Below are 12,343 nucleotides of genomic sequence, written 5' to 3' on the forward strand. Positions count from 1 at the left end.
ATGTAGGAGCACGGGGGTTAGGCGTTTTCGAGATTGGTGGTGGCCGGCTTGGGTTTTCTGAAGAACAGCCCATACACCGCCGACAGGATCAGCAGGAACGGCACGCCGAACACCAGGGTCATCTTGAACGCATCGGTGAAGTAGGTGGTGATCATCACCGCGGCCATCAACACCAGTCCCAGCAGGGTGCTGTAGGGAAAAAAGCGCATGCGAAAGGACAGCTTTTTCTCACCGTGACGCTGGTGATAACGACGGAAGCAGTAGTGGGTGAGGAAGATCATGAACCAGGTGAAAATCGCCCCGAACATCGAGATCGCCATCATCAGGGTGAACGAACTTTCTGGGTACAACAGGTTCAGCAGCGTCGCCAGGGCGATGCCCGAGCTCGACAGCAACAGGGCGTTGAGCGGGATCCCGCTCTTGCTCAGCGCGCCCATGGCCTTGGGTGCGTAACCGCCACGGGACAGGCTGAACATCATCCGCGTGGTGATGTACAACTGGCTGTTCATCGCCGACAACGCGGCAATCAGGATCACGAAGTTCATCACCCCGGTCGCCCCGGGAATGCCGATGGTCTGCATCACGGTAACGAACGGGCTCTGCGCCTGCCCGGCCTGGACCCACGGCACGATCGCCAGCATCAGGGCCAGGGTCAGCAGGTAGAACACCACCAGGCGCACGATGGTCGCGCGAAAGGCTTTTTTCACCGCCCGCTCCGGGTCCTCGGCCTCGCCGGCCGCCACCGCGATCATTTCCACGCTCAGGTAGCTGAAGATCGACACGATCACCGCCACCCACATGCCCTGCAGGCCATTGGGAAAAAAGCCGCCATGGGCGGTGTAATGCTGCACCCCGTACTCCGGGTTGCCAGAGCCGAACACCACGTACACCGCAAGGATGATGAAGCCGACGATCGCGCCGATCTTGATGGTCGAGAACCAGTACTCGAAGGTGCCGAAGGTCTTCACACTGATCGCGTTGAGCACGATCAGCACGCTGGAAAACGAGACGATCCAGATCCACTCCGGCACGTTGGCGAACCAGTACTTCATGTACATCGCCACCGCCGTTACTTCCGTGCCGACCGCCAGCACAATCGCCGCCCAATAGGCGTACCGCACCAGGAACCCGGCCAGCGGGCTGACGTAGAACTCGGCGTAGGCGCCGAATGAACCGGAGGTGGAATGGGCCACGGTCATTTCCGCCAGGCAGCCCATCAACAGCAAGGTAATGATTGCGCCGATCGCGTAGCTCAGCAGCACGCTGGGCCCCGCATAGCCGATGGCGTAGGCGCTGCCCATGAACAACCCGGTACCGATTGCTCCGCCAATGGCGATCATGCTCATCTGCCCCGAGGTCAACTGCCGCCGCAGGCCCTGCTCGCGCTTGGAAATCGTGTCAAAGCCACCGGCTTCGCTCATGTATCTGTCCTCTGGATATTATTTTTTTAGAGCACATCGTCGATCAGACACCGGGGCCTTGTAGGAGCGAGCCTGCTCGCGATGGACGTCAACGATGACGCGTGAATCTGCTTCAACGTGTCGTGCTTACGTCCATCGCGAGCAGGCTCGCTCCTACAGGGATCCGGTGAGTCTATGAGTCAGGTCACGCTATGGCGCACCTGGAACTGCGCCTGGGCCCAGGTTTCCTGGTCGAGGATTTCGCCGAGGATCTGCACCGCATCGAACACTTCAGTGAAGCTGGTGTACAGCGGGGTGAAGCCGAACCGCATGATCCGCGGCTCACGGTAGTCGCCGATCACGCCCCGGGCGATCAGAGCCTGAATCACCGCGTAGCCTTGCGGGTGTTCGAAGCTGACGTGGCTGCCACGCTTGGCGTGTTCACGCGGGGTGATCAGCGTCAGGTCGTGGGCCGCGCAGCGCTCCTCGACCAACTGGATGAACAGGTCGGTCAGGGCCAGGGACTTGCGGCGCAGGCTGGGCATGTCGGTCTGGGCGAAGATGTCCAGACCGCACTCGACCATGGCCAGCGAGGTGATCGGTTGGGTACCGCACAGGTAGCGCGCGATGCCTTTGCTCGGCTCGTAGCCGGACTCCATGTCGAACTGGCGGACGTGGCCGAACCAGCCCGACAACGGTTGCGCAACCAGGTCGCAGAGCTTCGGGGAGACCCAGGCAAACGCCTGCGAACCCGGGCCGCCATTGAGGTATTTGTAGGTGCAACCGATGGCGTAGTCGGCATCGGCCTGGCGCAGGTCCACCGGCACCGCACCCGCCGAGTGAGCCAGGTCCCAGATGGCCAGCGCGCCACATTCGTGGATCAGCGCGGTCATGGCCGCCATGTCGTGCATGTAGCCGGTCTTGTAGTTGACGTGGGTCAGCAGCACCACCGCGACGTCCTGGTCGATGGCCTGCGCCAGCGCCTCGGGGGTGTCCACCAGGCGCAGGCTGTAGCCTTGTTGCAGCAGGTCCATCAGGCCCTGGGCGATGTACAGGTCGGTGGGGAAGTTGCTCGACTCGCTGACGATCACCTTGCGCTCCGGTGCACGACCGGCCTGCACTTTCAGCGCTGCACCGAGCACCTTGAACAGGTTGATCGAGGTGGTGTCGGTGACCACCACTTCATCGTCGCCCGCGCCGATCAGGCTGGCCAGGCGATTGCCCAGGCGTTGTGGCAGGTCACGCCAGCCGGCGCTGTTCCAGCTGCGGATCAAGCCGTCACCCCACTCCTGGGCGATCACTGCCTGGGCACGCTCCAGAGCGGCGACCGGGCGGGCACCCAGGGAGTTGCCGTCGAGGTAGATCACCCCGGCTGGCAAGGCAAACTGTTCACGCAAAGGGGCCAGGGAGTCCTCGGCATCGAGCGCCAGGCAAGCGTTTCTTGTGGTCATTGTCGGTCCTGTTCTTTAAGTGGCATGCGGCCGGCGAGCACCGATTTCCGGAGGTTTTCGCACTTGCACGATGAGCAAATAATGAACGAAGGCTTGCAGAATTTTCGTGCAAAGTGCGAGGTCATATAGTAGTTATCTCGAAGATTATTCGAATCCAACCGATAAAAACGCGGATTTATTCAAACCATGAATCTCGACTCCACAGACCTGCGGATCCTCCATCACCTGCAGCAGGATGGGCGCATCAGCAACCAGGAACTGGCGGAAAAGGTCTCGCTGTCACCCTCGGCCTGCCTGCGTCGTTTACGCCTGCTGGAGAGCGAGGGAATCATCACCGGGTATCGCGCCGAACTGAGCGCCGAGCGCCTGGGGGTGGAGCTTGAGGCCATTGTCCATGTGTCCCTGCGCCAGGACACGGAGGACTGGCACGAGACCTTTATCAAGAAGGTCCAGTCGTGGCCGGAAGTGGCCACCGCCTACGTGATCACCGGCGCCAGCAACTACGTGCTGCGGGTGCAGGCGCGCAACCTCAAGCACTTCTCGGATTTCATCGTCAACAAGCTCAACCGCACGGCGGGGGTCACCGATATCCGTTCGGAAATCGTCCTGCAGAAGATCAAGGAGCGCGACGACCTGCTGGACCTGGTCGCGCGCAAGTAGCCCGGCAACAGCTCACAGCCCGCGCATGCGCCGGGCTTCGTTACGCTGCACGGTCGCGCTGGGGGACTCGTCGAACAGCTTGCGGTACTCGGCGGAAAAACGCCCCATGTGGGTAAAGCCCCAGGCCATGGCAACCTCGGAGATATTGCGCGCCTGACCGTGTTCGAGCAGGTCCTGGCGCACTGCATTCAAGCGGTGTTTTTTCAGGTAGGCCATGGGCGACAGGGCGAAGTATTTGCGAAACGCCTCGAACAGCTTGAACCGCGACACCCCTGCCGCGGCCTCGATGTCCTCCAGGTGCAAGGCTTCGCGGGCGTTGTCGTGGATGTACTGCTTGGCCCGCACCAGGTAGTGCGGCACCTTCACCCCCAGCACCCCGCGCAGCTCCTCGGAGTAGTTGTTGGGCTGGGCGAGGATCAGGCCCTTGATCAACGAGCTTTCGATGTCGCGGGTGAAGGTCACCTGGTCAAACAGCGAGCTGCTGTGCTCAAGCTCCGCAATGAAATAGCGCGCCATGCGCCACCACGCGGCCGATGCGCCATCCACCGCATCCATCAACGGTTCAAAGCGCAGCGGTGCGTCGAGCGGACGTTGCAGGATGCCTTCCAGGGACTCGCTCATGGCCGCCCGGGTGATCACCACCTGGACCTTGCGGCAGTCGCCGGAAATCGCCAGCACCTGGTTTTCGTTCGGTGAAATGATCACCCCCTGGTCACGATCCGAGCGCAGCAGGCTGCCGTTCTTGCGCAGTTCCTGCTCACCCACCAGCGGCAGGCTGAGGCTGTAGCTGCTGAAGTGCTCGGCGTCTTCGATATCCACCGTCACGTCGGTGCCGTACTCGATGGTACCGAGGGTGGTGGCCATCGACTTGAAGACATTGGCACTGTGGTGAAAACGGATCCGCTCGGGGGTGGCGGTTTCCAGGCGATGAGGGCCACAGATACCGGACATCCAGGTCCTGGCCCCTTCAAGGTCATAGTGATCGATACGAATATCGCGACTCTGCGGATCGGCTTTGCTACTCATCACGGCACACCCACGGCAATATTTTTTCAGTGCACTCTGACGGCGCACCTCTGGTTTGGACGGAGCAAGTTCCAGACCACTCGACCCGCTCCCTGAGTCGATGGATAGCAATCGCCGAATAAGCGGATAACCCGGCGCAACAGAGCAGGATAGTTGCCCTGGCACAGTCCTCCAAACTGGGCAAAACAGTACCTCAATGCTGCCGGTTGGGGCAGCCGTTCATCGTTTGGGGCGCAGCGATGGGTATTCGCTGCCCACGTGTTACCCGCACCCACTGCCCGTTGTCGGCCCCAGCGGATTTTGTGGATTGCCTTCGTCGAGTAACCGGATAGACCCTGCCCCGCCCCGCTCTCTCTAATGTGCGCACCGATTAGCTTGAATAAAAAAAGGCGCAGACCCATGAGTGGCGAGAAAAACCTCGAGCAGTGGAAAACGTTTATCGAAGGTTGCCTGGACTTCCGTCCGGTGGAGGGCGTGTTTCGCATTGCCCGGGAGATGTTCACCGAGCCGCAGCTGTTCGACCTGGAAATGGAGCTGATCTTCGAGAAGAACTGGATCTACGCCTGCCACGAAAGCGAGCTGGCCAATAACCACGACTTCGTCACCATGCGTGCCGGACGCCAGCCGATGATCATCACTCGCGACGGTGACGGCCAGCTCAATGCACTGATCAACGCTTGCCAGCATCGCGGCACCACCCTGACCCGGGTCGGCAAGGGCAACCAATCGACCTTCACCTGCCCATTCCATGCCTGGTGCTACAAAAGCGACGGTCGCCTGGTCAAGGTCAAGGCCCCGGGCGAGTACCCGGAAGGCTTCGACAAGGCCACTCGCGGCCTGAAGAAGGCGCGCATCCAGAGCTACAAGGGGTTTGTGTTCATCAGCCTCGATGTGCAGGGCAGCGACAGCCTGGAAGACTTCCTGGGTGACGCCCGGGTGTTCTTCGACATGATGGTCGCCCAGTCGCCCACCGGCGAACTGGAGGTGCTGCCCGGCAAGTCGGCCTACACCTACGATGGCAACTGGAAACTGCAGAACGAGAATGGCCTGGATGGCTACCACGTCAGCACGGTTCACTATAACTACGTGGCCACGGTGCAGCATCGCCAGCAGGTCAACAGCGAAAACGGCAGCGCCGGCGGCAGCACCCTGGACTACAGCAAGCTCGGTGCCGGCGATGCCAACACCGATGACGGCTGGTTCGCCTTCAACAACGGGCACAGCGTGCTGTTCAGTGACATGCCCAACCCCTCGGTACGCTCCGGCTACGCGACCATCATGCCGCGCCTGATCGAAGAACACGGCCAGCAAAAGGCCGAATGGATGATGCATCGCCTGCGCAACCTGAATGTCTACCCGAGCCTGTTTTTCCTCGACCAGATCAGCTCGCAGTTGCGCATCATCCGCCCGGTGGCGTGGAACAAGACCGAGATCATCAGCCAGTGCCTGGGGGTGAAAAACGAGTCGGACGCCGACCGGGAAAACCGCATTCGCCAGTTCGAGGACTTCTTCAACGTCTCCGGCCTTGGCACTCCAGACGACCTGGTGGAGTTCCGTGAAGCCCAGCGCGGTTTCCAGGCACGCCTGGAGCGCTGGAGCGATATCTCCCGCGGCAGCCATCGCTGGGCCACGGGCGCCACGCCCAACAGCGAGGCCATCGGCATCTCTCCGGCCATGACCGGCACCGAGTTCACCCACGAAGGGCTGTACGTCAACCAGCATGCCAACTGGCAGAAGTTCCTGCTCGACGGCCTGGACAAACAATCCCTGAAGCTGCGTGAGGTGTGACCATGAATGCGCAATTGCAGTATCAGATCGAGCAGTTTTTCTACCGTAAGTCCGAGTTGTGCGACGCCAAGGACTGGGACGCCTACCTCCAACTGTTCGCTGAGCAGAGCGAGTTCCACCTGCCGCAATGGGACTCCGAGCACGTCTACACCCAGGACCCCAAGCGCGAGATGTCGCTGATCTACTACGCCAACCGTTCTGGCCTGGAAGACCGGGTGTTTCGCCTGCGCACCGGCAAGGCCGCCTCGGCCACGCCCATGCCGCGCACCCTGCACCTGATCAATAACGTGCGGATCAGTGAGCTGCCCCAGGGCGAACTGGAGGTGCGCCTGAACTGGCACACCCTGTTCTACCGCCTGGCCGCTTCCGAGCAGTTTTATGGCAATGCCACTTATCGCCTGACGCCGCACAACGACAGCTGGCTGATCACCCGCAAGCACGTGCTGCTGCTCAACGACACCATCAACTCGGTGCTCGACTTCTACCACCTGTGACCTGTAGCAGCTGCCGAGGCTGCGTTGGGCTGCGTAGCGGCCCCCGAGGCGCGCCAATCCCCGAGGGCGGTCCTGCGAACACGCAACGCAGCCTCGCGGGCTCGACAGCTGCTACGGCTTTTTTGGAGTTGTGAATGAACCATAAGGTCGCGTTCAGCTTTGCCGACGGCAAGACCCTGTTCTTTCCCGTGCAGGCCAACGAAATACTGCTCGATGCCGCGCTGCGCAATGGCATCAAGATTCCCCTGGATTGCCGCGAAGGGGTCTGTGGCACGTGCCAGGGTCGCTGTGAATCCGGCGATTACAGCCAGGACTATGTGGATGAGGAAGCCCTCTCCAGCCTGGACCTGCAACAGCGCAAGATGCTCACCTGCCAGACCCGGGTGAAGTCCGATGCCGCCTTCTACTTCGACTTCGCGTCCAGCCTGTGCAACGCCGCCGGGCCGGGCCAGCTCAGCGGCACCGTCAGCCAGGTCACCCAGGTCTCGGCCAGCACCGCGATCCTGCACCTGGCGCTGGAGCCCGGCGCACCGCTGCTGGACTTCCTCCCGGGGCAATACGCACGGCTGCTGATTCCCGGCACCAGCAGCAAACGTTCCTACTCGTTCGCCAACCGCCCCGACGCCAGCAATCAGCTGCAGTTCCTGATTCGCCTGCTGCCGGACGGCGCCATGAGCAACTACATCCGCCAGCGTTGCCAGGTCGGCGATCGCATCGAACTGGAAGCGCCACTGGGGGCGTTTTACCTGCGCCACATCACCCGGCCACTGGTGCTGGTGGCCGGCGGCACCGGTTTGTCGGCGCTGCTGGGGATGCTCGACGAAATGGCCGCACGCGGTTGTGATCAGCCGGTGCACCTGTACTACGGGGTGCGCGATGCAGCCGATCTGTGCGAGGCCGCGCGCATCCAGGCCTACGCCCAGCACCTGCCGGGATTTCGCTACACCGAGGTGGTCAGCGAACCCACGCCAGCCTGGACCGGCAAGCGCGGCTACATCGCCGAGCACTTCGATGCCAGCCAATGGCGCGACAGCGCCGCCGACATGTACGTCTGCGGACCACCGCCGATGGTCGAGTCGATCAAGACCTGGCTGGCGGCGCAAAGCCTGGAAAAGGTGCAGCTATATTACGAAAAATTCACCGAAAGCAACGTCTGACGCTCACAAACGGGCGGTAATTGAATAAGCTGTCGGGGTGCAACACAGCCGGACCAAAACAACTAGAAGGTAACCAGATGGCGGATGAAATACAGCAACAGGGCACACTCAAGCGAGGGCTGAAGAACAGACATATCCAGCTGATCGCCTTGGGTGGTGCCATTGGCACAGGGTTGTTCCTCGGCTCCGCAGGTGTACTCAAGTCAGCGGGCCCCTCGATGATTCTCGGCTATGCGATTGCCGGGTTCATCGCTTTCCTGATCATGCGCCAGCTCGGCGAGATGATTGTCGAGGAACCGGTCGCCGGTTCTTTCAGCCACTTCGCCCACAATTACTGGGGCGGGTTTGCCGGTTTCCTGTCCGGCTGGAACTACTGGGTGCTGTACGTGCTGGTGGGCATGGCGGAGCTGACCGCCGTCGGCAAGTACATCCAGTTCTGGTGGCCGCAGGTGCCGACCTGGGTCAGCGCGGCGGTGTTCTTTGTGCTGGTCAACCTGATCAACACCATGAACGTCAAAGTGTTCGGCGAGATGGAGTTCTGGTTCGCGATCATCAAGGTCGTGGCCATCATCGGCATGATCGCCCTCGGTTGCTACATGCTGTTCAGTGGTACCGGCGGCCCGCAGGCCTCGGTGAGCAACCTGTGGGAGCACGGCGGGTTCTTCCCCAATGGCACCACCGGCCTGCTGATGGCGATGGCGTTCATCATGTTCTCCTTCGGTGGCCTGGAGCTGGTGGGCATCACCGCTGCCGAGGCCAGCGAGCCGCGCAAAGTGATTCCCAAGGCGATCAACCAGGTGGTTTACCGGGTGCTGATCTTCTACGTCGGCGCACTCACCGTGCTGCTCTCGCTGTACCCTTGGGACCAACTGTTGCAGACCCTCGGCGCTTCCGGCGATGCCTACAGCGGCAGCCCGTTCGTGCAGATCTTTGCCTTGATCGGCAGCGACACGGCGGCGCAGATCCTCAACTTCGTGGTCCTGACCGCGGCGCTCTCGGTGTATAACAGCGGCGTCTACTGCAACAGCCGCATGCTCTACGGCCTGGCCGAACAGGGCGATGCACCCAAGCAGTTGATGAGGCTGACCAAGCAAGGCGTGCCACTGCTGGCGTTGAGCGTTTCGGCGCTGGTCACCCTGCTGTGCGTGGTGGTCAACTACGTGGCACCCCACGGTGCGCTGGAGCTGTTGATGGCCCTGGTAGTTGCTTCGCTGATGATCAACTGGGCGCTGATCAGCCTGACGCACTTGAAGTTCCGCAAGGCCATGCACCTCAAAGGCATCGTCCCGGGCTTCAAGGCATTCTGGTCGCCCTACACCAACTATCTGTGCCTGGCCTTCATGCTCATGATCGTCTGCGTGATGCTGGCGATCCCGGGCATACGGGCGTCGGTGTTCGCGATTCCGGTCTGGGTCGCGATCCTGTACGTGGCCTACCGCATGCGGGTTGCCCGCACACGAGCGCTGTCGGTCGCGCGATAACCGTCAGCCAATAAAAAGCCCCGGCATTCGCTGAATGCCGGGGCTTTTTACTGTCTGCGTAAACCACAATCCCTGTGTTCAGAGGGTGGAGCGTACGCGCCACAGTTCAGGGAACAGCACGGTGTCGAGCATCTTGCGCAGGTAACCCACGCCTTCGGTGCCGCCGGTGCCTGGCTGGAAGCCGATGATCCGCTCGACCGTGGTCACATGGCGGAAGCGCCACTGGCGGAACGAGTCTTCGAGGTCGATGAATTTCTCGGCCAACTGGTACAGGTCCCAGTATTGCGTCGGGTTCTTGTAGACCACTCGCCAGGCGGCTTCGACCGAGGCGTCATGGGCGGTTGGCTGGGTTGGGTCGCAGGTCAGGCGCTGCGGGTCGATCGCCAGGCCGGCGCTGACCATCAGGCGAATCGCCTCGTCGTACAGCGATGGCGTGGCCAGCGACTGCTGCAGTTCGGCCAGCAGTTCCGGACGGTGGGCATGGGGGCGCAACAGGGTGGCGCTCTTGTTGCCGAGGATGAATTCGATCTCGCGGTACTGGAACGACTGGAAGCCCGACGACTGCCCGAGAAATGGCCGGATCGCGTGGTATTCGGTGGGGGTCATGGTCGCCAGCACGGTCCAGGCATGCACCAGTTGGTCGAAGATCCGCGACACCCGCGCCAGCATCTTGAACGCTGGTGGCAGCTCGCCCAGGCGCACGTGCTCACGGGCCGCCTTGAGTTCGTGCAGCATCAGTTTCATCCACAGCTCGGATGTCTGGTGCTGGATGATGAACAGCATTTCGTTATGGTCCGGCGACAACGGGTGCTGGGCGCTGAGAATCCGCCCCAGGTCCAGGTAGTCGCCGTAGCTCATGGAGTCGGAGAAATTCAGCTCGGCGTTATGCCATTCGTCTGTCTGGTTGCCCGGGGAATAGGGACATTGGCTCATTGCGCAGGCTCCTCAAGTGGCGATGTATTCAGCGGACGCAAAATCGCCCGGACCGGGCTGGCGTCAAGATTGGCAAAGCGCAGCGGCAAGGCGATCAGCTCGTAGTCACCTTCCGGCACGTCATCGAGGACGATCCCTTCGAGGATCGCCATGCCATGGCGAGCGACGGCGTTGTGCGCGTCCATGGTCTTGGATTGTTGCGGGTCGAGGGACGGTGTATCGATACCGATCAGGCGCACGCCGAGGCTGGCCAGCAGGTCCACGGTGTCCTTGGCCACGGCAGTGAAGTCCGGGTCCCAAGTGGCCAGCGGTACCTGGCGGTAGGTGCGCAACAGCACCCGCTCAGGCAACTGCTGCAGGCGCCCGGCAAGCTGCTCGGGCTGCACCAGGGCGCCGCTGTCCAGGCAATGCAGGACGCGGCACGGGCCCATGTAGACCTCCAGCGACACCTCGCCGATGGGCGCACCGTCCGGGCTGTAATGCAGGGGCGCGTCGACGTGGGCGCCGGTGTGCGGCGACAGGGTAATGCGCCCGACGTTGACCGGGCACTCGGGACCGAACGTCCAGACCCGCTCTTCCTGGAAGGGTGTATCACCCGGCCAGGTGGGCGTCGCGGTGCTCAAGGGTGGGCTGATGTCCCACCAGGATGGTGTTTTTTTCATTGTTCAAATCTCGGCTTGCTCACGCGTGAATGATACGAGCGAAACCCCTGAACTTTCTTGCGAAAAACTTCGGCATTCAGCAAATGTTTCGCACTTAATGCTAAAAAATCACCGTTTAGCCGATAGATATTTCACGCTACGCCAGCAGCATTCGCCGCGCCCCTTGACTCTCCCCCGTGGGGTCGACTTTATCCTCGCGCCTCGACTATCGCGGGGTAAGCACATGAGCAAACGGATACTGGTGATTCTCGGCCATCCTTCGAGCCAGAGTTTCTGCGGCGCCCTCGCCGATCACTACGTGCAGGCAGCCCGGGAGGCCGGGCATCAAGTGCGCGAGCTGCGCCTGGGTACCTTGAGTTTCGACCCGATCCTGCGCGAAGGCTACCAGCAGGTCCAGCCACTGGAAGCCGACCTGCTCAAGGCCCAGGAGGACATCACCTGGGCCGAGCACCTGACACTGGTCTACCCGATCTGGTGGGGGGCCATTCCCGCGTTGCTCAAGGGCTTTTTCGACCGGGTGCTGCTTCCCGGCTTTGCCTTCAAGTACCGCCCGGGCAAAGCCTTTCCGCAAAAGCTGCTGCTGGGGCGCACCGCCGATCTGTTGGTGACCATGGACACCCCGCCCTGGTACTACCGCTGGGTGTATCGCATGCCCGGGTTGCACCAGGTGCGCAAGACCACCCTGGCGTTCTGCGGCATCCGCCCGCGCACCACCCTGACCTTCGGCCCGCTGCTGAACTCGACCGCACGTCAGCGCCAGACCTGGCTGGCACGCGCCAAGGCTATCGCTCAGGGGTAAGTCTCAGGGATAATCCGCCGCGTTATCCGGGACATCCACGAAAAAGGGACTTTTCATGTACATCGGTAAAGCGGCGAAACTGTCCGGCACCACCATCAAGAGCATTCGTCACTACGAAGACATCGGCCTGTTGCCGCCTGCCCAGCGCCAGGGCAAGTACCGCATCTACGACCAGCAGAGCGTCGAGTTGCTGAGTTTCATCAAGTGCGCCCAGCAACTGGGTTTCAAGCTCAAGGAAATGCAGGCGATGTTCGAGCCGCACCGTGGCCAGACTCCGCCCTGGAACCTGGCGCACCAGGCGATCACGGACAAGAAGCGGCAACTGACCGACACCATCAAGCAACTGACCCGCCAACACCAGCAATTGAGCGCGTTGCAGGCCAGCCTGGCCCAGGTGCAGGACCAGTGCACGCTGGAGCGGGTCTGAGGCCCAGCGCGTTTCTGGACAGCTGAGTGTCGAGCACAGACAACCGAGCCTGCGCCGGGCGCTAT

The 12,343-nt window shown here is 61.8% G+C and carries 12 protein-coding genes; 7 read left to right on the plus strand and 5 right to left on the minus strand.

Annotated features, from left to right (window positions below; translation table 11 throughout):
* Positions 1–17: 17 nt before the first annotated feature.
* A complete protein-coding gene (locus ACIOVD_RS24570) occupies positions 18–1,421 on the minus strand; it encodes an amino acid permease (RefSeq protein WP_401130719.1) in 1,404 nt (467 codons plus the stop codon).
* A gap of 179 nt (positions 1,422–1,600) precedes the next feature.
* The gene (gene kynU, locus ACIOVD_RS24575) at positions 1,601–2,851 is read right to left on the minus strand and encodes a kynureninase (protein WP_401130721.1); all 1,251 of its coding nucleotides are present in this window, start codon (positions 2,849–2,851) and stop codon (positions 1,601–1,603) included.
* Between the two features lie 186 nt (positions 2,852–3,037).
* Between kynU and ACIOVD_RS24580 the strand changes: the two genes are divergently transcribed.
* Positions 3,038–3,511: an Lrp/AsnC family transcriptional regulator gene (locus ACIOVD_RS24580; RefSeq protein ID WP_095171274.1), complete on the plus strand. Its 474-nt coding sequence runs from the start codon at positions 3,038–3,040 to the stop codon at positions 3,509–3,511.
* Between the two features lie 12 nt (positions 3,512–3,523).
* Here the strand turns inward: ACIOVD_RS24580 and ACIOVD_RS24585 are convergent, their stop codons facing one another.
* Positions 3,524–4,537: an AraC family transcriptional regulator gene (locus ACIOVD_RS24585; protein ID WP_320333591.1), complete on the minus strand. Its 1,014-nt coding sequence runs from the start codon at positions 4,535–4,537 to the stop codon at positions 3,524–3,526.
* A 399-nt stretch (positions 4,538–4,936) separates the two neighbouring features.
* Here ACIOVD_RS24585 and antA point away from each other — a divergent pair, with 399 nt between their 5' ends.
* From antA to ACIOVD_RS24605, 4 genes are all read left to right on the plus strand, one after another.
* On the plus strand, positions 4,937–6,325 hold the full coding sequence (antA, locus tag ACIOVD_RS24590; RefSeq protein WP_095171278.1) for an anthranilate 1,2-dioxygenase large subunit: 1,389 nt from the start codon (positions 4,937–4,939) through the stop codon (positions 6,323–6,325).
* A 2-nt stretch (positions 6,326–6,327) separates the two neighbouring features.
* Positions 6,328–6,819, plus strand: coding sequence for an anthranilate 1,2-dioxygenase small subunit (antB, locus tag ACIOVD_RS24595; protein WP_401130724.1), 492 nt, complete (start codon positions 6,328–6,330; stop codon positions 6,817–6,819).
* Between the two features lie 134 nt (positions 6,820–6,953).
* Positions 6,954–7,976: an anthranilate 1,2-dioxygenase electron transfer component AntC gene (gene antC / locus ACIOVD_RS24600; protein ID WP_159993635.1), complete on the plus strand. Its 1,023-nt coding sequence runs from the start codon at positions 6,954–6,956 to the stop codon at positions 7,974–7,976.
* A gap of 77 nt (positions 7,977–8,053) precedes the next feature.
* The gene (locus ACIOVD_RS24605; RefSeq protein ID WP_401130726.1) at positions 8,054–9,457 is read left to right on the plus strand and encodes an amino acid permease; all 1,404 of its coding nucleotides are present in this window, start codon (positions 8,054–8,056) and stop codon (positions 9,455–9,457) included.
* Between the two features lie 78 nt (positions 9,458–9,535).
* Here ACIOVD_RS24605 and kynA read toward each other — a convergent pair whose 3' ends face one another.
* Together kynA and kynB are read right to left on the minus strand one after the other, a co-directional pair.
* Positions 9,536–10,390: a tryptophan 2,3-dioxygenase gene (gene kynA / locus ACIOVD_RS24610; protein ID WP_095171285.1), complete on the minus strand. Its 855-nt coding sequence runs from the start codon at positions 10,388–10,390 to the stop codon at positions 9,536–9,538.
* Positions 10,387–11,052, minus strand: coding sequence for an arylformamidase (kynB, locus tag ACIOVD_RS24615; protein ID WP_401130729.1), 666 nt, complete (start codon positions 11,050–11,052; stop codon positions 10,387–10,389). Before kynB ends, kynA begins: the two co-directional genes overlap by 4 nt.
* Before the next feature lie 223 nt (positions 11,053–11,275).
* Between kynB and ACIOVD_RS24620 the strand changes: the two genes are divergently transcribed.
* Together ACIOVD_RS24620 and ACIOVD_RS24625 are read left to right on the plus strand one after the other, a co-directional pair.
* Positions 11,276–11,851 (plus strand): NAD(P)H-dependent oxidoreductase, encoded by a 576-nt coding sequence (locus ACIOVD_RS24620; protein ID WP_401130731.1) that lies wholly within the window; start codon positions 11,276–11,278, stop codon positions 11,849–11,851.
* A gap of 55 nt (positions 11,852–11,906) precedes the next feature.
* On the plus strand, positions 11,907–12,278 hold the full coding sequence (locus tag ACIOVD_RS24625) for a MerR family transcriptional regulator (RefSeq protein WP_095171290.1): 372 nt from the start codon (positions 11,907–11,909) through the stop codon (positions 12,276–12,278).
* Positions 12,279–12,343 lie beyond the last annotated feature (65 nt).

The sequence above is a fragment of the Pseudomonas sp. NPDC087626 genome (genome assembly GCF_044743405.1).
Classification (GTDB): domain Bacteria; phylum Pseudomonadota; class Gammaproteobacteria; order Pseudomonadales; family Pseudomonadaceae; genus Aquipseudomonas.